Here is a 23,765-nt window from a genome sequence, read left to right as displayed (position 1 = left end):
GCCGGAGCCGGGCATCGATGCGGGCGATGGCGGGGTTACTTCAGGTCCTGGAGCAGGTCGGCCATGTCGTCGGCGTGCTCTTCCTCCTGGGCGAGGATCTCCTCGAACAGGCGGCGCGTGGTCGGGTCGTCGTCGCCCAGGTAGACGACGATTTCGCGGTAGCTGTCGATGGCGATGCGTTCGGCGACCAGGTTCTCGGTGATCATCTCGCGCAGGTTGGCGCCGGCCACGTATTCGGCGTGGGAGCGCTCGGTCAGCCCGTGGGGATTGAAGTCCGGCTCGCCGCCCAGCTGCATGATGCGCTCGGCCAGCAGGTCGGCGTGCTGCAGTTCCTGGGTGGCGTGCTCGAGGAATTCGGCGGCGGCCACGCTGGCCTTCAGTCCGGTGGCCATGAAGTAGTGGCGCTTGTAGCGCAGGTAACAGACCAGTTCGGTGGCCAGCGACTCATTGAGCAGACGCAGCACGGTCTTGCGGTCGGCATGGTAGCCCTCGGTCACTGCGCCGTCCTCGATGTTCTGGCGCGCCCTCTGGCGCAGGGTCTGGACGTCGGTCAGTTGTGCCTGGTTCATCAGGTATCTCCTTAACGGCGGGCCGGCGCTGCGGTGGCGCGCGGCTTGGTTCGGGTCTCAAGGGTGTGAGTCGCGGGCCGCCTTGAAAGTTTGGTTTTTTTGCCCGGCAGCGCCGTCGCGCACAATTGCCGCGCAGATTGCGGGAGCCATCACCTCGCTATGCTGGTCCAAGACGACAGGCCAAGGGAGAATGCCGGCCCGGCATGCTCAGGCGGCCGATGATGACCGGCAGCGACGTGGGGACGTCGCTGCTTCCACCGACGCGGCAAGCAGGGAGTTCAGGTATGACGCGCGGGAAACGAATCTGCCTCTGGAGCTTCACGGGTTTCATCGCGGTAATCGCCGCGCTGGTGGTGTTCATCGCCACCTTCGACTGGAACCGGGTGAAGCCGACCATCAACGAGAAGGTCTCGGCCGAGCTGGGCCGCCCCTTCGCCATCAATGGCGACCTGCAGGTGTTCTGGCGCACCGAGCCGGACGAAGGCGGCTGGCGCGCCTATGTGCCGTGGCCGCATTTCAGCGCCGCGGACATCACCCTGGGCAACCCCGACTGGGCGGCCGGCAAGACGCGTTCGACGAACTTTGCCAGCCTGGAGAAGGTGGAGTTCCGCCTCGCCCCGCTGCCGCTGCTGTGGCAGACCGTGAACATCCCGCAGATCGTCCTCACCCGCCCCAGCGCCGATCTGCTGCGGCTCGCGGATGGGCGGGCGACCTGGACCTTCGAGCTGCCGAAGAAGGAAGAAGACCCCAACGCCCCGCCCGAGCAGTCTTCGTGGAAGCTGGATATCGGCGAGATCGGCTTCGACAGGGGCAGTGTCACCCTCGATGACCAGCGCCTGAAGACTCGCCTGGAATTGCTGGTGGACCCGCTCGGCAAGCCGGTACCGTTCGGCGAACTGGCGGGCAAGGCGCTGGCCGGCGGCGACAAGGCCGAAACCCAGGACTATGTGTTCGGCTGGAAGCTCAAGGGCCAGTACAAGGGGCTGCCGCTCAACGGCTCGGGCAAGGTCGGTGGCATGCTCGCCCTGCAGGATGCGGCCAAACCCTTCCCGGTGCAGGCCGACGTCTCCGCCGGCAGCACCCGCGCGAGCATCGTCGGCACGCTGGTCGACCCGCTGAACCTCGGCGCGCTGGACCTGCGCCTGAGGCTGGCTGGCACCAGCATGGCCAACCTCTTTCCACTCACCGGCGTGACCCTGCCCGATACGCCGGCCTACGAGACCGACGGCCGCCTGAAAGCCGAGCTGCACGATCCGGCCGGCGCGCAGTTCCACTACGAGAACTTCAACGGCAAGGTCGGCGACAGCGATCTGCATGGCGACCTGGTGTTCGTCAATCGCCAGCCGCGGCCCAAGCTCTCCGGCAAGCTGCGCTCGGACCAGTTGCGCATGGCCGACCTCGGTCCGCTGATCGGCGCCGACTCCAACAAGGAGAAGCAGGCGCGCGGCCAGAGCACCCGCCAGCCGGCGGACAAGGTGTTGCCGGTGGAGGAGTTCCGCACCGACCGCTGGCGCGCCATGGACGCCGACGTGGAGTTCACCGGCAAGCGCATCGTGCACAGCGACAAGCTGCCGATCAGCGATCTCTACACCCACCTGGTGCTCAACGACGGGCTGCTGACCCTGGAGCCGCTGCGCTTCGGCGTAGCCGGCGGCACGCTGGACTCGCACATCCGCCTGGACGGCAGCAAGACGCCGTTGCAGAGCAAGGTCCAGCTGCAGGCGCGCAGCTTCAAGCTCAAGGAGCTGTTCCCCAGCTTCGCGCCGATGCAGTCGAGCTTCGGCGAGCTGAATGGCGACGCGGCCATCAGCGGCACCGGCAATTCGGTGGCAACCATCCTCGCCGGCGCCAACGGCGAGATGAAGCTGCTGATCAACGACGGGCGCATCAGCCGCAGCCTGATGGAGATCGCCGGGCTCAACGTGGGCAACTACGTGGTTAACAAGCTGTTCGGCGATGACGAAGTGAAGATCAACTGCGCCGCTGCCGACGTGGGCATCACCCATGGCCTGGCCAAGCCGCGGGTGTTCGCCTTCGACACCGAGAACGCGATCATCACGGTGGACGGCACGGCCAACTTCGCCACTGAGCAGCTGGACCTGGACATCACTCCGCAGAGCAAGGGCGTGCGCATCTTCTCTCTGCGCTCGCCGCTCTATGTGCAGGGCACCTTCAAGAACCCGAAGGCGGGTGTGCATGTCCTGCCGCTGGCTGCGCGCGGTGCGGGGATGGTCGCCCTGGGTGTGGCAGTCGCCCCGGCGGCAGCGCTGCTGGCACTTGTCGCCCCGAGCAAGCAGGACGACAACCAGTGCACCGCGTTGCTGGAGCAGATGAAGCAGCCGGCGAAAGCGCCCACGAAGGGCAAATGAGCTCCTGCCGGTGACGCCAGTGCGTAGGGCGCATAACCCGGTACGGGTTATCCGCCATTCAGGCGGATAACGCCTTAGGCGTTATGCGCCCTACCGGCGGATCAGTAGATCGGGACGTACAGATCGGTTTCCGACGCCGGGTCCTGCGGGCCGAGGAAGCGTTCGGTGTAGCGCTCCAGGTCCACGCCTTTCTTCGGCTCCAGCCCGTGGCGGGCCAGCAGGCTGGAATAGATGGCCTGGAAGCTGTCGGCGATGGCGCTGACCGGGCCGATGTGGGTGAACACCGCGTACTTCTGCGCGGGCACCGCGAAGCTGATCATGCCCTCGGGCACGGCCGCGCCGGCATCCACCGGCAGGCCGGCGATGTAGTGGAACTCACCGCCCGGCAGTTGAGTGCAGACGCCATAGGCCGTCTTGTCCGCCGCGCTGGCCGTGACCTCCTGCTCGCGCGGCAGGAAGCGTTGCCACAGCTGGCCGATGCTGTCGCCCGGCGCACTGCCGCGGTAGTCCATGCCCACCACGTCGAAGGCGGGCAGTTCGATGATGCGGTATTTCATGGGCGGCTCCTGAGATGGCTGCGGGGATGATAGACCGTCGTCAATGCCCGCAGGGAACAACTCCGCGCGCCTGCGACGCGTTGCCGATGAAGGTGCCAGACGAAAAAGCCCCCGCCAGCGGGCGAGGGCATTTTCTTCACCGCTAAGGCCTTGGTTACGGCTGGTAATCACGCTCGTGGCGGTCCAGCTCGGAACAGGTCATGAACCCCGACCCGTCCACCCGGCCACTGCCGTCGAAGCTCACGTAGAAGGGCTGTTGCTGCCCGTCCTTGCTGAGGATGTAGCTGTTGCAGCTGCCCGGCTTCATCAGGCGCTTCTGGGTCGCCGACGGGGTGCCGCCGATCTTCAGGACTTCTTCCTGGCTCATCCCCTTCTCGACATTGCGCACCAGCGGCTCGTCGCGGTAGGTGATGTAGTTGACCGGGTTCTGCACCTTGGTGGAGGCGCAGCCCGCCACCGAGGCCAGTACCAACAGCGCCAGCAGTGATCGCTTGTACATGGTGTTCTCCTTGGTTGAGCAACTCACTCGCTCAACTTGGAGCCTAGGTCATGATCCGGCGTTCAAGAAATCTGTGGGACGCAGGCCTCACTGGGCTTCTTTCAGGGCATCGTCCAGGCGTTGCTGGTTCTGCACGTTGGCCGCATCGATCTGCTGCTTGAGTTGCTGCATCTGCTGCTGGGCCTGTTGCGCCTGCTGGGCCTGCAGGTTGGCAGTGGTGGCCGCCGTGGCGGCAGTCTCGCCCAGGCCGCAGGCGGAGAGCGCGGCAGCCAGGAGCAGCAGGAGGGTCAGTTGGAGGGGGCGCATGGCGGACTCCGGGCGCGAAGGGTATTACCGCCACACTAGCGCATGGCGGCACTCGCGTCAGTGAGCGGCTGCTCAGCCGTAGCGCTTCATCGCTTCGATGGCCAGGCCGTTGCCGATCCCGCCGAAACGGTCGCCGTCGATGTGGCGGGCATTGGGCAGCATCGCCGCCACGCTCTGGCGCAGGGCCGGCACGCCGGAGGAGCCGCCGGTGAAGAACACGGTGTCGACCCGCGCCGGGTCCACATCGGCGGAGTTGAGCAGTTCGCTGATGCTGCCACGCACGCGCTCCAGCAGCGGGCCGATGGCGCCTTCGAACAGATCGCGGCTCAGTTCCGCGACCAGCCCGGCTTCGATGCGGGCGAGGTCAATGTCGCGGCGCTCGGTGTCGGACAACTCGATCTTGCTGGCTTCCACCTGCATCGCCAGCCAGTGGCCGGCGCGCTGCTCGATGAGCTTGAACAGGCGGTCGATGCCGGTGGCGTCGACGATGTCGTAGCGCATGTTCTGCAGCGCCAGCTGGGACTTCTGCGCGTACACCGCGTTGATGGTGTGCCAGGTGGCGAGGTTGAGGTGGTAGCTGGTCGGCATGAAGGCGTCGCTCTTCATCTTGCTGCCGTAGCCGAACAGCGGCATCACGCCCTGGATGCTCAACTGCTTGTCGAAGTCGGTACCGCCGATGTGCACGCCGCCGGTGGCGAGGATATCGCCCTGGCGGTCGGCCACTTCGCGGCGTTCCGGCGACAGGCGCACCAGCGAGAAGTCGGAGGTACCGCCGCCGATGTCGACGATCAGCACCAGCTCTTCACGCTCGATGCTGCGCTCATAGTCGAAGGCCGCGGCCAGCGGTTCGTACTGGAAGGACACGTCCTTGAAGCCGAGTTTCTGCGCAACGGCGACCAGGGTGTCCTGGGCTTCCTGGTCGGCCTTGGGGTCATCGTCGACGAAGAACACCGGGCGGCCCAGCACCACGGAATCGAACTCGCGCCCGGCGACGTTCTCGGCGCGCTTCTTCAGCTCGCCGATGAACAGCCCCAGCAGGTCCTTGAACGGCATGGCGCTGCCCAGCACGGTGGTCTCGCTTTTCAGCAGCGAGGAGCCCAGCAGGCTTTTCAGTGAGCGCATCAGGCGGCCTTCGTAGCCTTCCAAGTATTCGTGCAGGGCCAGGCGGCCGTACACCGGGCGGCGTTCCTCGACGTTGAAGAAGATCACCGAGGGCAGGGTGATCTTGTCGTCTTCCAGGGCGATCAGCGGTTCGCTGTCCGGACGCCACCAGCCGACGGTGGAGTTGGAGGTACCGAAGTCGATGCCCAGGGCGCGGGCCGCAGTGGTCGGGAACATGGTGCAGGATGTCCGGAGAAAAAACGGCCGCGCAGTGTACGCGAGCGCTGTAGGAAAATCAGGGTATCCGTCGGGAAGCGATGGTGGCAAACAGGGCTTGGGGAGTAGCTTGTAGTTTTGCTACATTGTGTTCCTGTAGTTTTCCTACAAGAGTTTTCCACTATCTGATTTCCGTTCTCCCACCCCGTACAAGCAGTTGGATCCCACCATGCACAGAGCCTCCTTCCACGAATTGCGCAAGGATTTCCGCGCCTTACTGAATTCTTCAGCCTGCTATCACACCGCTTCGGTGTTCGACCCCATGTCCGCGCGCATCGCCGGTGACCTGGGTTTCGAAGTAGGCATCCTGGGCGGTTCTGTAGCTTCACTACAAGTTTTGGCGGCGCCTGATTTCGCACTGATCACCCTGAGCGAATTCACCGAGCAGGCCACCCGCATCGGTCGTGTCGCCCGCCTGCCGGTGATCGCCGACGCCGACCACGGCTACGGCAATGCGCTGAACACCATGCGTACCATCGTCGAGCTGGAACGCGCCGGTGTGGCTGCGCTGACCATCGAGGACACCCTGCTGCCCGCGCAGTTCGGCCGCAAGTCCACCGACCTGATCCCGGTCGAGGAAGGCGTCGGCAAGATCCGCGCGGCACTGGAAGCGCGCATCGACTCGGAAATGGCGATCATCGCCCGCACCAACGCCGAAGTGCTGGAAGTGGACGACGTGATCCGCCGCACCCTGGCCTACCAGGCCGCTGGTGCCGACGGCATCTGCATGGTCGGCATCCGCGACTTCGACCACCTGGAAGCCATCTCCCGCCACCTGTCCGTGCCGCTGATGCTGGTGTCCTATGGCAACCCGGAGCTGCGCGACGACGCCCGCCTGGCCGAGCTGGGTGTGCGCATCGTGGTCGATGGCCACGCCGCCTACTTCGCCGCGATCAAGGCCACCTACGACTGCCTGCGCGAGCAGCGCGGCGTGCATGCCTCCGACCTGACCGCTTCGGAGCTGGCGAAGAAGTACACGCTGCCCGAGGAGTACCAGATCTGGGCACGCGAATACATGGAAGTGAAAGAGTAAGACATCCCTGCCTACCCCGGAGCATCAGCTCTGCGGTGCGTGGGTGGTGAGGTACTCGATCTGCGCGTTGAACGGGTAGAGCAGCGTGCCGCCGGCCGCCTGGCTCTTGCGCAGGTACGCCCAGTGCGCCAGCAGACGATTGCGCTCCGGGGTGTCCGGCAACGCCTCGAGGTGTGATTGCAGGCTCGTGCGCAGAGCCTCGATGCGCTGGCTGTCCGTCGCGGACGGTTCGCCCAGCAGCTTGCGATTGGCTCCCCGGGCTTCCAGCAGCGCCAGTTCGCGCAGTTCACCGATCATCGAGGGAGCACTGTCCGAGCTGCTGGCCAGGAAGCTGTCGAAGAGTTCGGCGACCTCCCGGGTCTGCTGCAGCGCCTGCTGCAGGTTGATGCCTTTCCTGCTGTAGGCCTCGCGCACCTTCAGCAAGGTCTGTTGATGCAGCTGCCAGATGTCCTTCAGCGCCTTGGCTTGCTTCTGCCCTTCGAGCTGGCTTTCGAACACCACGCCCAGACTGTCCAGCCGGACCAGGAAGCGATCATCGCCGGTAGCGGCGTAGAGCAGCAGGTAGCGCTCGATGTCCTGCAGCAACGGATCGGTCCGCCGGGCGCTCGCTTGGGCGGTCAGCGCGGTGCAGGACAGCGCACCGGACAGCAGCAGGCCGGCGAGCAGGACGGGAATGGAGCGCATGACGGGTTCCTTCGATGGCAATGGAAAGGTCGCCATTCTCAGTTTCACGGTCCGTCTTGCCTGTAAGGTGAATCTGATACTGCTGACGTAAAGCGCCGCTTTTGCTCCAGGGCGACCGCCCCTTGCAATTGCTCCGGACACCCTTCATATCTGTACAGATACTGATCAATTGACGGAGGTCGCCATGGCCAGCGGCTGGGCAAACGACGGAGCGGTTCAGGAGCAGATCGACAGCACCATCGAGGACGCCATTGCACGGGCACGCAACCAGATGCCCAAGGGCGAGAGCCTGACCCATTGCGAAGAGTGCGACGCGCCAATCCCCGAGGCGCGACGCAAGGCCATCCCCGGCGTGCGTCTGTGCGTGAACTGCCAGGCCGAGCACGACAAGGAGCAGGCGGCCTACGCCGGCTACAACCGCCGCGGCAGCAAGGACAGCCAGTTGCGCTGAGTGGCTGTCGCACGACATGAAAACGGCGCCCATGGGGCGCCGTTTTTCGTGGGCAATTATCGGCGCCAGGGGTCAGGGCTTAAGCGGCACCAGCACGCTGAAGGTGATGATGCCGTCGGCCTGCTCGACTTCGATGCGGCCGCCGTGGGCGCTGACGATGGCCTGGGAGATGTACAGGCCGATGCCCAGCCCGCTCTTGTTGCGGCCATGACCGCCGGCGTCCTGCTTGAACGGCTCGAAGAGGTTGGCGAGGCGCGCCTCATCCAGCGCTTCGGCTTCGTTGAGGATGCACAGCCGCGCCAGCTCGCCCTGGCGGCGCAGTTCCACCAGCACCGGGCGGCCGGGGCGACCATGGTGACGGGCATTGCTCAGCAGGTTGGCGATCACCTGCAGGTAGCGGTCCGGGTCGACTTGCGCCTGCACGCCCTCCTCGATGGCGGTCTCGATGGACAGGCCCGGATAGGCCACGTCGGTTTCCTGGACGATATCGCGCACCAGCCGCGAGAGGTCGGCGGCCACCGGCTTAACGGTCATTCCCGCGCCGCTCTGCAGCCGGCTCATCTCGAGGATCTGGCTGATCAGGCGTTCCATGCGGCTGCTGGAGTAGGTGATGTGCTGGCGCAGCTCGGCGTTGCGCACGTCGCTGGAGGAAAGCATGGCCGCCGCCATGGAGATCGACTGCAACGGGTTGCGCAGGTCGTGGCCGAGCACGGCGATCAGGCGCTGACGCATGCGGTCGATCTCGCCGGCGCGGTTCAGGCACAGCTCCACCAGTTCGGTGCGCAGCTTCTCGGCGATGGAGAGGTCGATGCCGGTCCAGGGCATGGAGCGCCCGCGCACGACTTCTTCCCAGGCTTCGAACGAGCCACGCGGTGTCAGGCGCGCGCCGGAGGGGCCGGTCTTGATGATCTTCTCCGGCTTGCCGCCCCAGCGAATGCGGTGCACCTGCTCCAGGCGCAGCCAGACGATCCAGCCCGACTCCTGGCGATGGAAACGGATCGCCATGACGCCGCAGTAGCGCGGGTCGTGCGGACCATCGGGCAGTTCCAGGCGCTGATCGCTGTGGAACAGGTCCAGCTCCTCGTCCTGCTGCAGCTGGGCGACCATGGCCACCGCCAGGTCGTCGAAGTCACCGCCGATGCTGCTGGCGCGCCCGCCGAGCATCACCACCGCACCGTCGCACGGCAGCAGGTCGGCGATGCTGGCGCCGGGGCGTGACAGCGCGCTGAGCAGGTCGTCGGAGTCGCGGGTGCGGCGCAGCAGCGCCTGCTGGCGCTCGGAGGCCTGGCGCAGGAGTTCGCTGACGCGGCTCTGCTCCAGGCGTTCGACCATGGCGCTGCACACCTGGGAAAACACCTGGAACGACATGCGGATCGGGTAGGGCACCACCTTCGGGCTCATGTGGTGGCAGGAGAACAGCCCCCACAGGCGCCCGCCGACCACGATGGAAATGCTCATCGACGCGCGTACACCCATGTTGGCGAGGTACTCGCAATGGATCGGCGAGACGCTGCGCAGGGTGCTGAAACTCAGGTCGAACGGTTTGCCGCTGCCCGGGTTCAGCGTGGGGCGCACGGCGACCGGCTGGTAGGCCGCGTCGCCGATCAGCCGCACCGGGTTCTGCAGGTACAGGCGCCGCGCCTGGGCGGGAATGTCCGAGGCCGGGTAGCGCTGGCCGAGGTAGCTTTCCAGGTCCTCGCGGCGGGATTCGGCGACCACCTCGCCGGAGTCGTCCTCGTTGAAGCGGTAGGCCATGACGCGGTCGTAGCCGGTCATCCGCCGCACTTCCTCGGTGACGCTGACCAGCAGGCTCTCGACGTCGTTGCGCAACTGCAGCTGGCTGACCAGGCGCTGGGCGTTGAGGGCGAAGGTGGTGAAGGACGCGGTCCCGGCAGCGCGTCTCTCGAATTCCAGGTAGCGCACGTCGTCATGGCTGTGGCCGATCACGTCGAAGAAGCGCCGGTTGATCCGCGCTTCCACGCTGTTGACCCAGGGGCCTGCTTCATTGAGCCCTTCAGCGAGCATCGCCAGCACGCCGGGGCCGACGTCCGCCTCGGCCAGTGGCTCGCCCAGCGTCGGGGCGATGCCCAGCAGGGTGGCGAGGTTGTTGCTGAAGCCGAGCACGCGGCCCTGTTCGTCGAGGGCGATCAGCGCGCCGTGGGGCTGGATCGCGCCGGGCACATGGATGGGTTCGTCCTCGCAGTTGGCGAGGGTGACCGTCTGCTCGCTCATGCCGGGACCGTCCGGTTCGGGGCGACGTCCAGCACCCAGTCGCGGAACGAAGTGAAGGCGCACACGGCGGCAGCCTGGGCGCGGGAGATGTCCTCGGCAGTGGTGACATGCTCGGCCAGCAGGCGCTGGAAAGCGCTCCAGCGTTCGCCGGTGTGTTCGCCGTAGCCCTGCAGCCAGTGCAGCGGCAGCGGTTCGAGCGAGGCCTTGAGGCGCTTGTAGAGCACCCTTCCGCCCAGGGTCGCGCCCTCGGCGACGTAGGCGATGCCGAAGGCTTCGGCGAGGTTGATCGCGACCGGGGCGGCGGGACAGTCGGGCAGGTCGGCGGTGGCCTGCGAGCCGGCCTGCAGATCGGCTTCCAGCCATTGGCTCTTGCCGCGTCGCAGCCGTGCATCTTCTGCGTCAGGCCAGAGCGGCCAGAGGGCTTGCTCCAGCGGGCGCATCCAGCCCAGCACGCGGGCAGCGTGGTCGAGGTAGTCGGCCTGGGTCAGTGCGGCAGTGAGCGGGGAGCGACTGTCGAGGTCGGCATGCAGCTCATGGGTAGCGGCGCGCAAAGCGGCCAGCGCAGGCGAGATGCCCGGGCGTTCGTTCGGTTGCGAAGTCATCGCCGTCATCGCGGGTCCACCTTTTTCTTCGAGCTGCAGAGCATAGCAGTTCGGGTTGTACGACCGGGGCGATAGGGGAAAAGTTGATTGAAATGTCAGGGTTTTCGAGGGGCGCAGAAGTCTCCCTGCAGGAGCGGGCCATGCCCGCGATCCGCCGGCCGGGCCGGCGTTCTCTTTCTCTCTGATGTTGCAGGTCCACTGCATTGGCTTGGTTATTTTTGCGCCGCATTGGAGTGCGCGGATGTGTTGGGTTTCGCCCCCTCGGGCGAGTCACTTCTTCCAAACGTCGGAAGGCCGCCCCCAAAGAAGTAACCAAGAAGGCTTGCCCCGGACATCCGGTTTTTCGCTTGGGGCGAAAAATTCCCTCGTTGAATTGGAGTTTCAGGGGCACGCTGCGAAGGGCCATCCCTGGCCCATCGCAGCTCTCGCGACCTCCATGTCGCTCAACCCCTGAAACTCCAATTCAACGAGGCCTCCTGAACGGGGCATTCGGCGCGTGCGGATGTTTCCCTGGAAGCCTCATCAAAGCCAAAGCCAAAGCCAAAGCCAGAGCCAGAGCAGGGCTGTTCCTGCAGGAGCGAGCTTGCTCGCGAACTGCCCAACGCCGATGTCTCATTGCAGAGGCGTGCCATGCTCGTGCTCGTACAGGGAATCGTCCGCAGAAAAAGGCCGCTGCAGTTGCCTGCGGCGGCCCGGTTCACGGCGGGGTCAGAAGTTGACCTTCAAACCCAGCGTCACCGCCTGGTCGCGGTAGCCGTTGTCGCCGAACTGCTTGCCCACTTCACCCCAGACGTTGACCCGGCTGTTCACCTTGCTGGTGGCGCCGAGCTTGACTTCGAAGATGTCGCTGGCGCCGTCCATTTCGAACTTCGTGCTGCCCATCTTCGCGCCGAAGTCGTCGGTGTTGTGGATCCAGTTGGTTTCCACGTAGGGCTCCACGCCGTAGGTGTTGGCGAAGCCGCCTTGCTGGTTGCTGCGCACGGCGGCGCGGGCACCCAGGCGGGTCATGATGTTGCCGTCGCCCTGGCCGGTGACCTTGGTGCCATTGGCCTCGCGGTGGGTGTCGGCCTTCACGCCCATGTAGACGATCTGCGCCTGCGGCTGGACGTAGTAGCTGGCGCTTTCGGTCTTCGCCACGGTGAAGGTCTTGCCGGCCTCGAGGGAGGCGGTGATGCCCTTGGCGTCGTATTTCTCCTTGGCCAGTTGCTCGCCGCGCACTTCAGCATCGAAGTCATTCCACAGGACCCAGCTGTCGACGTAGGCGCCGTTCTCGTCGTCCTTGTTCTCGTACCAGGTGCCATAGACGCCGAGGCTGTAGCCGTCGATCTCGCCGCGCGAGCGGTAGCCGGTAATGCGCGATCTGGTCGTGGAGTTGCCGTTGGCGTAGCCGGCCATCACGCCGACGACCCAGTCGCCGTTGTCGGTCTGCTTGCGGTACAGGTCGCTGCCCAGTTGCAGCACGTAGCGGTTGGACTCGGTCTTCAGCTGCCCGGTGCTGTCTTCCCAGCGGCTGGAGCCGTCGACGTTGCGCATCCAGAGCATCGAGGTGACCTGCTTGCCGGTGTCCGGATCGACGTAGGTCAGGTTGCCGGTGCGGTCGTGCAGGCGGTGCAGGAACATCGTGTTGGCTGCCGCGAGGTTGGCGGTGTAGCTGCCGCCTTCGGGCTGGCGCACGCGGTCCTTGTCGCTGGGCGCGGGTTGCTCCGGCACCGGGTCGGTCGGGCCCGGATCGACGGGGCCTGGCTCTTCGGGGCCGGGATCGACGGGGCCGGGATCGACGGGGCCGGGATCTTCAGGACCGGGATCGACAGGATCGGGATCTTCCGGCTCCGGATTGGGGCCAGGGCCGGGGCCCGGATCGATCGGGTCCGGATCTTCCGGTTCGGTCGGCTTGTAGGAGGTCAGGTACCAGTCGCTGTCCGCGCCGGTGGAGCCGACGAAGCTGCCGCCACGGCGGAGCATGTACTCGTAGCCGCCCTCGGTTACCCGGCTGGAGGTGAACTCGCCGGCGGAGGTGCCGCCGACGGTGATCATCTGGATGCCCTCCAGGGTCTGCGCGCCGGGGCCGCCGGTGTTGTTGACTGTCACCAGCGTCTCGCCCGAGGTACTGCCGGTGACGGCCAGCTTGTCGGTCTCGGAGCTGTCGTCGCCCAGGTAGGTGTTCATCACCAGGTGGCCGCCGCCGGTGAAGTCGCCATCCACCGTCAGGGTCTTGTAGGCGTACTCGCCGTGCTCGTCGTGGCGGTCGTAGATCAGCTGTGCGCCGTCGGTCAGCGAGAGGTTGGTGAGGTTGGAGTTGCCGGTCATGAACCACTGGCTGGCGGCTCCGTCTATGGCGAGGTCGATCACCCCGTCGGTGGCGGTGCTGGTGGTGCCGTTGAGGTAGGAGCCGGCGGCCATCTTCAGGTCGAGCCTGCCCTGGTTCTCGGCATAGAGCGCGACGCCCTTGCGGTTGGCGAGGTCGTCTGCGGCGCTGCTGTCGAGCACGTAGATCGCGGCGTTCTCCGAGACGATGCTGGAGTCTGCGCCATTGGCGGCCATGGCGCGGTTGCCGTCGGTGACGGTGACCTGGGTGTCGCCGTACAGATGCACCTTGCCGCCACGCATGCCGTTGAAGTCCTCAAGGGTCTGCACGTAGATGCCGTAGGCATTGGCCTTCCCTGTGGTGATGGCGGTGCTGCCCAGGTGGATCTCGCCGCCGCGGTTGGCGAATACCGCGTGAGCACTGGAGCCCGAGGTGCTGATGGTGCTGCCATCGTCGATGCGCACTTCGGCATCGCCCTTGTAGAGCAGTGCTTCGCTGTCACGGTTGCCGGCATAGACCGCATAGCCGTTGCCGTCACTGCCATTGCTGCCGCTGCCGCTGGTGCTGATCACCGCGCCCTTGCCCAGGAGAATGCGGTTGGTGCCGCCATTCTTCGAGGTATTGGCCCGCACGCCCATGCCGGAGGTGGTGATACTGGCATTGTCGCCGATGGTGACCGTGGAGTTGATCGCGTTTTCGGTGACGTTGATGCCATCGGCCGATGAGCCCTTGGTGACGATGGTCAGCTTGTCGATGGAGATGTTGTTGGTGCCGATATTGGCCTGGATGGCATCGGCCTTGTAGCCGCTGAGCAGGCCCGAGACGGAGCCGGTCAGGATTGTCGCTTCCTTGATGGTGTATTGGCCGTTGTTGCCATAGATGCCGAAGCCGCCCATGGGAGCCATGCCGCCACGGGTGTTGCCGGTGTCGATGTGAACATTTTCCACGCCAGCGGGAAGGCCCCACCACACGGTTTCGTCACAGGTGTAGGTCTTGCCGTCGCCGCTGGTACTGCAGGTGGCGCTGGCCATGCCGGCCTGCCCCGCCAGGGCGATGGCCAACGCGATGTGCGAGGCCAGTAGGGTCTTGGTAAAGCGCATTGCAAACCTCCTTGCACCGCTCGCCGTGGGGCGATGCGGGGCGGGTTTCCAGCGCCTGTGTGAGCCTGTCCTGGCGGGAGATCGGAGGGTTCCGGATCGGGGTCCTGCTTTCGCTGGAAGTTGCTTTGGGGAGGCGCGGTCGCGAGTGTTTGCGCCACGCCGGACCCGCGGCCGGTAAGGGCTCTGGCGGATCAGTGGGCACATTGTTCAGCGCGCGTTCAGGTTGCCGAATAAGACGAATCTCAATCGGCGGGCAGCGGGGCGGGGGATGGGAAAAAGCTTGATTTATGGCAAGGGTGGAAGCCGGACCGGGCATTGCGCACCAGTCCGGAAAAGCGCAGGGCGCTTACTTGTTCAGCTTGACCACGTCACCGGAAACGGTGGTGGTGTAGCCGCTCAGGACCCAGGCCCAGAACCAGTTTTCCTGGACCTGGGTGTTGATCAGCGCGTCGCCGCCCTTGGCTTTGACGGCGGCATCCTGGGCGCGCACGAAGCGGTTGTTCTGCTGGATCGGAATGACGCCGAACAGCATGATCCCGGTGGCCTTGCCTTCACCGTGACCAATCACGGTGTACTGCTCGGGGCTGTAGTTCTGGGTCTTCATCGGGGTGCCGGTGCAGCCGGCGATGGCGGCGGTGGCCAGCAGGGTGGCGGCGATACGGGAAAACTTCACATGACTCTCCTGAGATACAACCCCCGGGACTCTTTCCCAGGGGGAGCGCAGGGTAGCCATCATTGCGCTGTGGCGGAAGCAGGCGATGTGTCGCGTCTCACGGGGGGCGCTCTTCAGAAGAGGAAGTACCGCTGCGCCATCGGTAGCACCTCCGCCGGTTCGCACCACAGCAACTGGCCGTCCGCGCGTACCTGGTAGTTCTGCGCATCGACCTCGATGTGCGGCAGGTAGGCGTTGTGGATCAGGTCGGTCTTCTGCACGCTGCGGCAGCCCTTCACCACGCCGATGGCCTTGCGCAGGCCCAGTTCGTGGTGCACGCCGAGGTCGAACGCGGCCTGGCTGAGGAAGGTCAGGCAGGTGGCGTGGCGGCTGCCGCCGAAGCTGGCGAACATGGGCCGGTAGTGCACCGGCTGCGGCGTCGGAATCGACGCGTTGGCGTCGCCCATCAGGCTCGCGGCAATGGCGCCGCCCTTGAGAATCAGGCTCGGCTTCACGCCGAAGAAGGCCGGGCGCCAGAGCACCAGGTCGGCCAGCTTGCCCACTTCGATGCTGCCCACTTCATGGGCGACGCCGTGGGTGATCGCCGGGTTGATGGTGTACTTGGCGATGTAGCGCTTGGCGCGGAAGTTGTCGTTGCGCGCGCCGTCGCCGTCCAGTGCGCCGCGCTGTTTTTTCATCTTGTCGGCGGTCTGCCAGGTGCGCGTGATCACTTCGCCGACGCGGCCCATGGCCTGGCTGTCGGAGCTGATCATGCTGAAGGCGCCGAGGTCGTGGAGGATGTCCTCGGCGGCGATGGTCTCGCGGCGGATGCGCGATTCGGCGAAGGCCACGTCCTCGGCGATGCTCGGGTCCAGGTGATGGCAGACCATGAGCATGTCCAGGTGTTCGTCGATGGTGTTGCGGGTGAAGGGCCGGGTCGGGTTGGTCGAACTGGGCAGCACGTTGGCGAAGCCGCAGGCCTTGATGATGTCCGGCGCGTGGCCGCCACCGGCGCCCTCGGTGTGGTAGGTGTGGATGGTGCGGCCCTTGAACGCGGCGAGGGTGGTTTCGACGAAGCCGGATTCGTTGAGGGTGTCGGTATGGATCGCCACCTGCACGTCGAGGCGATCGGCCACGGTCAGGCAGTTGTCGATGGCCGCCGGGGTGGTGCCCCAGTCCTCGTGCAGTTTCAGGCCGATGGCGCCGGCGCGTACCTGTTCCTCCAGCGGCAGTGGCAGGCTGGCGTTGCCCTTGCCGGTAAAGCCGATGTTCATCGGGAAGGCGTCCGCGGCCTGGAGCATGCGCGCCATGTGCCACGGGCCGGAGGTGCAGGTAGTGGCGTTGGTGCCGGTGGCCGGGCCGGTGCCGCCACCGATCATGGTGGTGACTCCGCTCATCAGCGCCTCTTCGATCTGCTGCGGGCAGATGAAGTGGATGTGTGTGTCGATGCCGCCAGCGGTGAGGATCATGCCTTCGCCGGCGATCACTTCGGTGCTGGCGCCCAGGGCGATCGTCACGCCGGGCTGGATGTCCGGGTTGCCGGCCTTGCCGATGGCGGCGATGCGCCCGTGCTTGAGGCCTACGTCGGCCTTGACGACGCCCCAGTGGTCGAGGATCAGCGCGTTGGTGATCACCGTGTCGACGACCTGCGCGGCGCACAGCTGGCTCTGGCCCATGCCGTCGCGGATGACCTTGCCGCCGCCGAACTTCACTTCCTCGCCGTAGACGGTGAAGTCCTGCTCCACCTCGATCCACAGGCCGGTATCGGCCAGGCGCACGCGGTCGCCGACGGTGGGGCCGAACATGTCGGCGTAGGCTTGTCTGCTGATCTTCATCCAGCGCTCCTTGGCTGTTGTCCTGCGGGCGCTCAGAGGCTGCCCATCACCCGTCCCGCAAATCCATAAACCTTGCGCTCGCCGGCCAGTTCGACCAGCTCTACTTCGCGGCTCTGCCCCGGCTCGAAGCGCACGGCCGTTCCGGCGGGAATATTCAGGCGCATGCCGCGCGCCGCGTCACGGTCGAACAGCAGTGCGTCGTTGGTTTCGAAGAAGTGGTAGTGCGAGCCGACCTGGATCGGCCGGTCGCCGCTGTTGGCCACCGTCAGGGCGAGGGTGCGGCGGCCGGCGTTGAGTTCGATCTCGCCGGGCTGGATGTCGTATTCGCCAGGGATCATGGGGAGCTCCGTGGGTCGAGGATCAGTTGCATGAAGGTCAGGTCGAGCCAGCGGCCGAACTTCTGGCCCACCTGCGGCATCTGCCCGCTGGTGATGAAGCCCAGGCGTTCGTGCAGACGGATCGACGCGATGTTGCCGCTCTCGATGGCCGCGACCATCACGTGCAGGCCCTGGGCGCGGGCGCGCTCGATCAGCGCCTGCATCAGCAGCGGGCCGAGGCCCTTGCCGCGCTGGTCGGCACGCACGTAGACCGAGTGTTCGACCGTCTCGCGGAAGCCGTCGAAGGCGCGCCACGGGCCGTAGCTGGCGTAGCCCACCACTTCGCCGCCGTCTTCGGCAACCAGTACCGGGAAGCCTTGCTGCGCGCGCACTTCCAGCCAGGCGCGGCGGTTCTCCAGGTCGATGGCGACCTCGTTCCAGATGGCGGTGGTGTTGAGCACGGCGTCGTTGTAGATGTCGCGCAGACTGCCGAGGTCGGCTTGGCTGGCGTCGCGGATGAGCATGTTGGTTCCTCAGGTTCGTCGGGCAAATGAATCGGTACGCTTCATTTGCCATTGTCTTTGCACCGCTGTGCGATCAGGCGATGGGCTGGTGCACGGTGACCAGCTTGGTGCCGTCCGGGAAGGTGGCTTCCACCTGGATCTCCGGGATCATTTCCGGCACGCCTTCCATCACCTGTTCACGGCTCAGCAGCGTGGTGCCGTAGTGCATCAGGTCGGCGACCGTCTGGCCATCCCGCGCGCCTTCGAGCAGCGCGGCGGAGATCAGCGCCACGGCCTCCGGGTAGTTGAGTCTTACACCGCGGGCGAGGCGGCGCTCGGCGACCAGGCCGGCGGTGAAGATCAGCAGCTTGTCCTTCTCGCGGGGAGTCAGGTCCATGTCAGGTGCTCCAGATTCGGGGAGGAACGGCCTCGCGGCCGAGCAGCGCCGGCCGCAGCCGGCGCCAGAGTTCGATGAGCCAGGCGCGGGCGTGCAGCGCCTCGTGGGCGAGGCAGCGGGCGACCACCAGGCCGGGCAGTTGGGTGAGGTTGCCGCGCCCCTGGCAGGGGATGGCGCGACAGGCTTCGATCAGCGCCGCGTCGATCTGCCCGCTGGCGATCAGCGTGGCCATCACCGGGTGGCCGGCCAGGCCGATGGGCGAGTCGAGCAGGCGGTCGTTGCCGGTCACGCGCTGGCGTTCGTGCCACAGGCGCTGGCCGTCGCGGCGGATGTCCAGGGCGGCGGCGAAGTGGCCATCTTCGAAGCGCTCGCCGCTGGCCGGGCGGCCGAGGGCGACGACGTCCCAGTAGAACAGCCGGGCATCCGCTTCGAGGTCGATACGCGTCGTCAGCTCGGCCTGCGCGCCGGAGTAGACGATGGTTTCCTGCGGCAGCCATTCCAGCGTGGCGCCGGGGTCGACGCGCACGTTCAGCTGCTGCTTCGCCGGGCAGCCGGCGCGGTACCACTTGGCCGCGCCGGGACTGGTGAGCTGCGCCCAGCTGTCCTGGCCGGCGTGGATATCGAGGTTCAGCGTATCGCCGCCGGCGATGCCGCCGGGCGGGTGCACGACGATGTGCTGGCAGACCTGCGGCCCTTCCGCGTACAGGTGCTTCTGCACCCGCAACGGCCCGAGGTGACGCCGGGTGACCGGCCGCGTGCTGTCGCCGACGCGGGCATAGGCCAGCTCAAGCTCGGCATGCCAGGCGGGGTGGAAGAGGGTGGCCGGTGCGTTCATGGGCAGCTGCGAAACCAGGGATGCTCAGGACAGAGCAATCAGCGTGCCGGGATGCGCCAGGATAGTGCGTGGTGCTCTTCAGACGTGCGACAAGACAGCGTCGGCGCGGGTTCGACGAAGGTCGAGACGATTGTCCGATCGGTCAGATATGAGTGCAGTTGCGGTGCATCACGGAATTCTGCGCACCGCATTGGTGCGGAGTTTCTCTGTAGGACCGCCAGGCCGTGGGGCCGCTCAGCGCAGCTGCTTGCGCATGTACACGCGGCGGAAGCCGTTCTCCAGCCGGCGCGCGTATTCCTGGTAGCCGTTCTTCGCGTACAGCTCGATGTTCTCCACCATGCGCTCGTTGGTGTAGAGGTACAGCGACTGGTAGCCCAATTGCACGGCGGCCTCTTCGGCATGCACCAGCAGCACGCGGCCGACACCTTGGCCCGCGCACTCGGGCAGCACGGCGATGTTGTCGAGCAGGAAGCCCTCGTCGGTCTCGCGCATCACCAGCAGGCCGACCGGTGCGCCGTCCTGTTCGGCGATCAGCACGCGGTCCTCGGCGATCACCGCGTGGTAGTCGTCGAGCATCGGCCCAGGCTTGCGACCCAGCTTGGGAATCCACTGGGCGTAGGCCGCCGCCACGCAGACCGCGGCGAATCCGGCGTCGTCGTTGACGGCGGGGCGCAGGGTGATCGGCATGGCAGGCTCCAGGAAAAACGAATACGGGGCCTGGCAGCTTGCCACCCGCCGCCGTCATCCGCCAGTGACAGGTCGTCTCAGATGGTCACCAACCCGCGCACGCCGTCGCTTTCCATGTCTGCGCCACGGCCCTGCTGGACGATCTCGCCACGGGACATCACCAGGTACTGGTCGGCCAGTTCGGCGGCGAAATCGTAGAACTGTTCCACCAGCAGGATGGCCATGTCGCCCCGTTCGGCGAGCTTGCGGATCACCGCGCCGATCTCCTTGATCACCGAGGGCTGGATGCCTTCGGTGGGCTCGTCGAGGATCAGCAGGCGCGGCCGGCTGGCCAGCGCGCGGCCGATGGCGAGCTGTTGCTGCTGGCCGCCGGAAAGATCGCCGCCGCGACGCTGCTTCATCTCCCGCAGCACCGGGAACAACTCGTAGATGAACTCCGGCACGGCCTTGGCTTCGCCGGCGCTGAAGCGCGACAGGCCCATCAGCAGGTTTTCCTCCACCGTCAGGCGCGGAAAGATTTCCCGCCCCTGTGGCACGTAGGCGATGCCGGCATGCACGCGCTGGTGCGGCTTGAAACCGGTGATCGGCTTGCCCTCCCAGCTGACCTTGCCGTCCTTGGCCGGCACCAGGCCCATCAGGCAGCGCAGCAGGGTGGTCTTGCCCACGCCGTTGCGCCCGAGCAGGCAGGTGACCTCGCCGATCTTCGCGTCGAACGACAGGCCACGCAGGATGTGGCTGCCGCCGTAGTACTGGTGCAGTTTGTCGACTTGCAGCATGGGAGTTGCCCCTGTGGAGAGTCTTGATATGCCTTTACGGCTGCCGTGCCTCGAGCGCTGTTGGGTATCGCTTCGCTCCACGCCAACCTACGCCGTGCCTCCCGGCGAAATGCGTGCGTAGGATGGGTGGAGCGCAGCGATACCCATGCTGTGGAGTGAACGTCAGCGGCCGAGATAGACCTCTATGACCTGCTCGTTCGCCTGCACTTCCTCCAGCGAACCCTCGGCCAGCACGTGTCCCTGGTGCAGCACGCTGACGTGGTCGGCGATGCTGCCGACGAAGCCCATGTCGTGCTCCACCACCATCAGCGAGTGCTGGCCGGCGAGGGACTTGAACAGCTCAGCGGTGAACTCGGTCTCGGCGTCGGTCATGCCGGCCACCGGCTCGTCCAGCAGCAACAGTTGCGGCTCCTGCACCAGCAGCATGCCGATCTCCAGGAACTGCTTCTGCCCGTGGGAGAGCAGCCCGGCGGGGCGGTTACGCGACTCGCGCAGGCGGATGGTGGTGAGCACTTGCTCGATGCGGTCCTTCTGCTCGCCGGAGAGCTTCGCCCGCAGGCTGGCCCACACCGACTTGTCGGTCTTCTGCGCGAGCTCCAGGTTCTCGAACACCGAGAGCGCCTCGAACACCGTGGGCTTCTGGAACTTGCGACCGATGCCGGCCTGGGCGATCTCCACCTCGCTCATGCGGGTGAGGTCGAGGGTTTCGCCGAAGTAGGCCTTGCCGTTGTCCGGACGGGTCTTGCCGGTGATGACGTCCATCAGCGTGGTCTTGCCCGCGCCGTTGGGGCCGATGATGCAGCGCAGCTCGCCGACGCCGATGTACAGCGTGAGGTCGCGCAGGGCGCGGAAGCCGTCGAAGCTGACGTTGATGTCTTCCAGGGTGAGGATGGTGCCGTGGCGCACGTCCAGCTGGCCGCTGGCGCTCGAGCCGATGCCGATGGCATCGCGGCTGGCGCCCGGGTCGCGGTTGGGATCGTAGGCCGGTTCCAGCATCAGGTGGGGGACCGCTCTCATTGCTCTTTCTCCCGCTTGATCAGGCCGAGGATGCCGCGCGGCAGGTACAGGGTGACGATGATGAACAGCGCGCCGAGGAAGAACAGCCAGTACTCGGGGAAGGCCACCGTGAACCAGCTCTTCGCGCCGTTCACCACGCCTGCGCCGAGCAGCGGGCCGATCAGCGTGCCGCGCCCGCCGAGGGCGACCCAGACGGCGGCCTCGATGGAGTTGGTCGGCGACATTTCGCTGGGGTTGATTATCCCCACCAGCGGCACGAACAACGCGCCGGCGAGACCGCAGAGCACGGCGCTCAGGGTCCAGACGAAGAGCTTGTAGCCGCGCGGGTCGTAGCCGCAGAACATCAGGCGGTTCTCGGCGTCGCGCAGGGCGGTGAGCACCCGGCCGAACTTGCTGCGCGCCAGGGCGAAGCCGATGGCCAGGCTCGCCGCCAGCAGCAGGACGATGGCGATGAACAGCGCCGCGCGGGTGCCCGGCGCGGTGATCGGAAAGCCCAGGATGCTGCGGAAGTTGGTGAAGCCGTTGTTGCCGCCGAAGCCCGTCTCGTTGCGGAAGAACAGCAGCATGCCGGCGAAGGTCAGCGCCTGGGTCATGATCGAGAAGTACACGCCCTTGATCCGCGAGCGGAAGGCGAAGAAGCCGAACACCAGCGCCAGCAGGCCCGGCGCCAGCACCACCAGGCACAGCGCCCAGAGGAAGTGCTGGGTGCCGGCCCAGTACCAGGGCAGCTCCGTCCAGGAGAGGAAGGTCATGAACGCCGGCAACTGGTCGCCGGCCGCCTCGCGCATCAGATACATGCCCATGGCGTAGCCGCCGAGGGCGAAGAACAGCCCGTGGCCCAGCGACAACAGGCCGGCGTAGCCCCAGACCAGGTCCAGCGCCAGCGCGACTATGGCGTAGCAGAGGATCTTGCCGGTGAGCGTCAGCCCGTAGGCGGAGAGGTGCAGCGCGTGGTTCTCCGGCAGCAGGTGCAGCAGCGGCAGGATCAGCAGCACGACGAGGGCGGCGCCGACGAGCCCGGCGGTGAGTTTCGGGCCGGCCTTCTGCGCGGCCGTCACGGTGAGTGGCTGGTTCAATCGATGACCCTCCCTTTCAGAGCGAAGAGCCCCTGCGGACGTTTCTGGATGAACAGGATGATCAGCGCGAGGATCAGGATCTTGCCCAGCACCGCGCCGATCTGCGGTTCGAGGATCTTGTTCGCCACGCCCAGGCCGAAGGCGGCGAACACGCTGCCGGCGAGCTGGCCGACACCGCCGAGCACCACCACCAGGAAGGAGTCGATGATGTAGCTCTGGCCCAGGTCCGGGCCGACGTTGCCAACCTGCGACAGCGCCACGCCACCGAGGCCGGCGATGCCCGAGCCGAGGCCGAAGGCGAGCATGTCCACGCGGCCGGTGGGCACGCCGCAGCAGGCGGCCATGTTGCGGTTCTGGGTGACGGCGCGGACGTTCAGGCCCAGCCGTGTACGGTTGAGCAGCAGCCAGGTGAGTGCCAGCACGAACAGTGCGAAGCCGATGATGACGATACGGTTCCACGGCAGCACGAGGTTGGGCAGCACCTGGATGCCGCCGGACAGCCACGCCGGGTTGGCCACCTCGACGTTCTGCGCGCCGAACAGCACGCGCACCAATTGGATCAGCACCAGGCTGATGCCCCAGGTGGCGAGCAGGGTTTCCAGCGGGCGCCCATAGAGATGGCGGATCACCGTGCGCTCCAGCGCCATGCCGATGCACGCGGTGACCAGGAAGGCCACCGGCAGGGCGAGCAGCGGGTACAGCTCCAGCAGGCCGGGCGCGTAGCGCTGGCAGAGCAGTTGCACCACATAGGTGGAGTAGGCGCCGAGCATCAGCATCTCGCCGTGGGCCATGTTGATCACCCCGAGCAGGCCGTAGGTGATCGCCAGGCCGAGGGCGGCGAGCAGCAGGATCGAGCCCAGCGACAGGCCGCTGAAGGCCTGGCCGAACAGGTCGCCCATCAGCAGCCGGCGCTTGACCTGGCCGAGGCTGGTGGCGGCGGCGGTGCGCACCGAGTCGTCGGGTTCGACGGCGGGGTCGAGCAGATTCTCCAGGCGGGTGCGTGCCTGCGGGTCGCCGGACTCGCCCAGCAGGCGCACGGCGGAGAGGCGTACCGCCGGAGCCGGGTCGGCCAGCTGCAGGTTGGCCAGGGCCAGTTGCAGGGCGGCTTTTACGCCGTCGTCGGATTCTTCGTTGAGGCGATATTCGAGCAGCGTGCGTTGCGCCGGGCGGGCGCTCTTCTGCAACTGGCGGGCGGCCTCAAGACGCACTTCGACGCTGTCGGCGACCAACTGGTGGCTGGCCATGGCGGTGTTCACCAGGCCGCGCAGGCGGTTGTTCAGGCGCAGCTTGTCAGGCTCGCCGACCGGCGCGGCGCCGCCATCCGCGGGCTGGTATTGCCCTGCGTCACCGAGGAGGAAGGCACGGCCCTGCGCATCGACGGCGAGACGGCCGGACTGGATAGCTTCCAGCAACGGCAGGCGATCGGCATCAGGCGCGGCGGCCCATTGTTCGAGCAGTCTGGCGCGGGCGTCGTTGTCGGCGCTGGCAAAATCCTGCGCGGGGCCGGCGAAGGCGAGCTGCGGCAGCAGCGCGACTAGCGTCATGGCGCAGAGGCGGAGCAGGTGGAGCAAGGCAGTGGGCATGGC

The 23,765-nt window shown here is 66.4% G+C and carries 23 protein-coding genes; 3 read left to right on the top strand and 20 right to left on the bottom strand.

Features of this window, described 5'->3' with window-relative positions; genetic code table 11:
* Positions 1-35 precede the first annotated feature (35 nt).
* A complete protein-coding gene (locus IB261_RS26675) occupies positions 36-569 on the bottom strand; it encodes a ferritin-like domain-containing protein (RefSeq protein WP_045216340.1) in 534 nt (177 codons plus the stop codon).
* Positions 570-853: 284 nt separating this feature from the next.
* Between IB261_RS26675 and IB261_RS26670 the strand changes: the two genes are divergently transcribed.
* Positions 854-2,938, top strand: a complete 2,085-nt coding sequence (locus IB261_RS26670) for an AsmA family protein (protein ID WP_192383755.1) — start codon at positions 854-856, stop codon at positions 2,936-2,938.
* 101 nt (positions 2,939-3,039) lie between these two features.
* Here IB261_RS26670 and IB261_RS26665 read toward each other — a convergent pair whose 3' ends face one another.
* The 4 genes from IB261_RS26665 to IB261_RS26650 all read right to left on the bottom strand — a co-directional run bounded on the left by IB261_RS26665 (position 3,040) and on the right by IB261_RS26650 (position 5,638).
* Entirely contained in the window at positions 3,040-3,495 is a 456-nt protein-coding gene (locus IB261_RS26665) for a GyrI-like domain-containing protein (RefSeq protein WP_081515582.1), read from the bottom strand.
* Positions 3,496-3,649: 154 nt separating this feature from the next.
* Entirely contained in the window at positions 3,650-3,994 is a 345-nt protein-coding gene (gene osmE / locus IB261_RS26660; protein WP_151188470.1) for an osmotically-inducible lipoprotein OsmE, read from the bottom strand.
* An 87-nt stretch (positions 3,995-4,081) separates the two neighbouring features.
* Entirely contained in the window at positions 4,082-4,300 is a 219-nt protein-coding gene (locus tag IB261_RS26655) for a hypothetical protein (protein WP_081515584.1), read from the bottom strand.
* A 72-nt stretch (positions 4,301-4,372) separates the two neighbouring features.
* Entirely contained in the window at positions 4,373-5,638 is a 1,266-nt protein-coding gene (locus IB261_RS26650; protein WP_192383756.1) for an Hsp70 family protein, read from the bottom strand.
* Between the two features lie 208 nt (positions 5,639-5,846).
* Between IB261_RS26650 and IB261_RS26645 the strand changes: the two genes are divergently transcribed.
* A complete protein-coding gene (locus tag IB261_RS26645) occupies positions 5,847-6,710 on the top strand; it encodes an oxaloacetate decarboxylase (protein WP_017518216.1) in 864 nt (287 codons plus the stop codon).
* Positions 6,711-6,734: 24 nt separating this feature from the next.
* Here IB261_RS26645 and IB261_RS26640 read toward each other — a convergent pair whose 3' ends face one another.
* A complete protein-coding gene (locus IB261_RS26640) occupies positions 6,735-7,394 on the bottom strand; it encodes a hypothetical protein (protein ID WP_151188467.1) in 660 nt (219 codons plus the stop codon).
* Between the two features lie 184 nt (positions 7,395-7,578).
* Here IB261_RS26640 and IB261_RS26635 point away from each other — a divergent pair, with 184 nt between their 5' ends.
* Complete coding sequence (locus IB261_RS26635; RefSeq protein ID WP_081515587.1) at positions 7,579-7,845, top strand: DksA/TraR family C4-type zinc finger protein; 267 nt, start codon at positions 7,579-7,581, stop codon at positions 7,843-7,845.
* 72 nt (positions 7,846-7,917) lie between these two features.
* Here IB261_RS26635 and IB261_RS26630 read toward each other — a convergent pair whose 3' ends face one another.
* The 14 genes from IB261_RS26630 to urtB all read right to left on the bottom strand — a co-directional run bounded on the left by IB261_RS26630 (position 7,918) and on the right by urtB (position 23,762).
* Positions 7,918-10,077, bottom strand: a complete 2,160-nt coding sequence (locus IB261_RS26630; RefSeq protein WP_192383757.1) for a GAF domain-containing protein — start codon at positions 10,075-10,077, stop codon at positions 7,918-7,920.
* Positions 10,074-10,679 (bottom strand): biliverdin-producing heme oxygenase, encoded by a 606-nt coding sequence (locus IB261_RS26625; protein ID WP_151188466.1) that lies wholly within the window; start codon positions 10,677-10,679, stop codon positions 10,074-10,076. Before IB261_RS26625 ends, IB261_RS26630 begins: the two co-directional genes overlap by 4 nt.
* A gap of 708 nt (positions 10,680-11,387) precedes the next feature.
* The gene (locus IB261_RS26620; protein WP_192383758.1) at positions 11,388-14,084 is read right to left on the bottom strand and encodes an autotransporter outer membrane beta-barrel domain-containing protein; all 2,697 of its coding nucleotides are present in this window, start codon (positions 14,082-14,084) and stop codon (positions 11,388-11,390) included.
* 346 nt (positions 14,085-14,430) lie between these two features.
* Positions 14,431-14,757 carry a hypothetical protein gene (locus IB261_RS26615; protein ID WP_081515591.1) on the bottom strand — a complete coding sequence of 109 codons (327 nt, stop codon included), beginning with the start codon at positions 14,755-14,757 and terminating at the stop codon, positions 14,431-14,433.
* Between the two features lie 113 nt (positions 14,758-14,870).
* Positions 14,871-16,571, bottom strand: coding sequence for an urease subunit alpha (ureC, locus tag IB261_RS26610; RefSeq protein WP_151188464.1), 1,701 nt, complete (start codon positions 16,569-16,571; stop codon positions 14,871-14,873).
* Positions 16,572-16,603: 32 nt separating this feature from the next.
* Positions 16,604-16,909: an urease subunit beta gene (locus IB261_RS26605; RefSeq protein WP_138214095.1), complete on the bottom strand. Its 306-nt coding sequence runs from the start codon at positions 16,907-16,909 to the stop codon at positions 16,604-16,606.
* Positions 16,906-17,412, bottom strand: a complete 507-nt coding sequence (locus IB261_RS26600) for a GNAT family N-acetyltransferase (RefSeq protein ID WP_151188462.1) — start codon at positions 17,410-17,412, stop codon at positions 16,906-16,908. The genes IB261_RS26605 and IB261_RS26600 overlap by 4 nt, the downstream gene beginning before the upstream one ends.
* Positions 17,413-17,485: 73 nt before the next feature.
* The gene (locus tag IB261_RS26595) at positions 17,486-17,788 is read right to left on the bottom strand and encodes an urease subunit gamma (protein WP_015479073.1); all 303 of its coding nucleotides are present in this window, start codon (positions 17,786-17,788) and stop codon (positions 17,486-17,488) included.
* Between the two features lies 1 nt (position 17,789).
* Entirely contained in the window at positions 17,790-18,623 is an 834-nt protein-coding gene (locus tag IB261_RS26590) for an urease accessory protein UreD (RefSeq protein ID WP_192383759.1), read from the bottom strand.
* A gap of 234 nt (positions 18,624-18,857) precedes the next feature.
* Positions 18,858-19,310, bottom strand: a complete 453-nt coding sequence (locus IB261_RS26585) for a GNAT family N-acetyltransferase (RefSeq protein WP_192383760.1) — start codon at positions 19,308-19,310, stop codon at positions 18,858-18,860.
* 77 nt (positions 19,311-19,387) lie between these two features.
* On the bottom strand, positions 19,388-20,086 hold the full coding sequence (urtE, locus tag IB261_RS26580; RefSeq protein ID WP_138214099.1) for an urea ABC transporter ATP-binding subunit UrtE: 699 nt from the start codon (positions 20,084-20,086) through the stop codon (positions 19,388-19,390).
* A gap of 162 nt (positions 20,087-20,248) precedes the next feature.
* On the bottom strand, positions 20,249-21,103 hold the full coding sequence (urtD, locus tag IB261_RS26575) for an urea ABC transporter ATP-binding protein UrtD (protein WP_151188460.1): 855 nt from the start codon (positions 21,101-21,103) through the stop codon (positions 20,249-20,251).
* Positions 21,100-22,179, bottom strand: coding sequence for an urea ABC transporter permease subunit UrtC (gene urtC / locus IB261_RS26570; RefSeq protein WP_151188459.1), 1,080 nt, complete (start codon positions 22,177-22,179; stop codon positions 21,100-21,102). Before urtC ends, urtD begins: the two co-directional genes overlap by 4 nt.
* Positions 22,176-23,762, bottom strand: a complete 1,587-nt coding sequence (gene urtB / locus IB261_RS26565) for an urea ABC transporter permease subunit UrtB (protein ID WP_192383761.1) — start codon at positions 23,760-23,762, stop codon at positions 22,176-22,178. The genes urtC and urtB overlap by 4 nt, the downstream gene beginning before the upstream one ends.
* Between the last annotated feature and the right edge of the window lie 3 nt (positions 23,763-23,765).

It is taken from the genome of Pseudomonas sp. PDM20 (assembly GCF_014852575.3).
GTDB lineage: Bacteria > Pseudomonadota > Gammaproteobacteria > Pseudomonadales > Pseudomonadaceae > Pseudomonas.
The sequence above is the reverse complement of the archived record's forward strand: the minus strand, read 5'-3'. Positions and strand labels throughout refer to the sequence as shown.

What these genes read in the sequence shown, in the direction of transcription:
- urtB (WP_192383761.1), bottom strand. Translation starts at nt 23,762, where the DNA reads ATGCCCACTGCCTTGCTCCACCTGCTCCGCCTCTGCGCCATGACGCTA.
- IB261_RS26600 (WP_151188462.1), bottom strand. Translation starts at nt 17,412, where the DNA reads ATGCTCATCCGCGACGCCAGCCAAGCCGACCTCGGCAGTCTGCGCGAC.
- IB261_RS26645 (WP_017518216.1), top strand. Translation starts at nt 5,847, where the DNA reads ATGCACAGAGCCTCCTTCCACGAATTGCGCAAGGATTTCCGCGCCTTA.
- IB261_RS26585 (WP_192383760.1), bottom strand. Translation starts at nt 19,310, where the DNA reads ATGCCGATCACCCTGCGCCCCGCCGTCAACGACGACGCCGGATTCGCC.
- IB261_RS26635 (WP_081515587.1), top strand. Translation starts at nt 7,579, where the DNA reads ATGGCCAGCGGCTGGGCAAACGACGGAGCGGTTCAGGAGCAGATCGAC.
- IB261_RS26655 (WP_081515584.1), bottom strand. Translation starts at nt 4,300, where the DNA reads ATGCGCCCCCTCCAACTGACCCTCCTGCTGCTCCTGGCTGCCGCGCTC.
- IB261_RS26590 (WP_192383759.1), bottom strand. Translation starts at nt 18,623, where the DNA reads ATGAACGCACCGGCCACCCTCTTCCACCCCGCCTGGCATGCCGAGCTT.
- IB261_RS26675 (WP_045216340.1), bottom strand. Translation starts at nt 569, where the DNA reads ATGAACCAGGCACAACTGACCGACGTCCAGACCCTGCGCCAGAGGGCG.
- IB261_RS26595 (WP_015479073.1), bottom strand. Translation starts at nt 17,788, where the DNA reads ATGGACCTGACTCCCCGCGAGAAGGACAAGCTGCTGATCTTCACCGCC.
- IB261_RS26625 (WP_151188466.1), bottom strand. Translation starts at nt 10,679, where the DNA reads ATGACTTCGCAACCGAACGAACGCCCGGGCATCTCGCCTGCGCTGGCC.
- urtD (WP_151188460.1), bottom strand. Translation starts at nt 21,103, where the DNA reads ATGAGAGCGGTCCCCCACCTGATGCTGGAACCGGCCTACGATCCCAAC.
- IB261_RS26620 (WP_192383758.1), bottom strand. Translation starts at nt 14,084, where the DNA reads ATGCGCTTTACCAAGACCCTACTGGCCTCGCACATCGCGTTGGCCATC.
- IB261_RS26670 (WP_192383755.1), top strand. Translation starts at nt 854, where the DNA reads ATGACGCGCGGGAAACGAATCTGCCTCTGGAGCTTCACGGGTTTCATC.
- IB261_RS26605 (WP_138214095.1), bottom strand. Translation starts at nt 16,909, where the DNA reads ATGATCCCTGGCGAATACGACATCCAGCCCGGCGAGATCGAACTCAAC.
- ureC (WP_151188464.1), bottom strand. Translation starts at nt 16,571, where the DNA reads ATGAAGATCAGCAGACAAGCCTACGCCGACATGTTCGGCCCCACCGTC.
- osmE (WP_151188470.1), bottom strand. Translation starts at nt 3,994, where the DNA reads ATGTACAAGCGATCACTGCTGGCGCTGTTGGTACTGGCCTCGGTGGCG.
- IB261_RS26640 (WP_151188467.1), bottom strand. Translation starts at nt 7,394, where the DNA reads ATGCGCTCCATTCCCGTCCTGCTCGCCGGCCTGCTGCTGTCCGGTGCG.
- IB261_RS26650 (WP_192383756.1), bottom strand. Translation starts at nt 5,638, where the DNA reads ATGTTCCCGACCACTGCGGCCCGCGCCCTGGGCATCGACTTCGGTACC.
- IB261_RS26665 (WP_081515582.1), bottom strand. Translation starts at nt 3,495, where the DNA reads ATGAAATACCGCATCATCGAACTGCCCGCCTTCGACGTGGTGGGCATG.
- urtE (WP_138214099.1), bottom strand. Translation starts at nt 20,086, where the DNA reads ATGCTGCAAGTCGACAAACTGCACCAGTACTACGGCGGCAGCCACATC.
- IB261_RS26630 (WP_192383757.1), bottom strand. Translation starts at nt 10,077, where the DNA reads ATGAGCGAGCAGACGGTCACCCTCGCCAACTGCGAGGACGAACCCATC.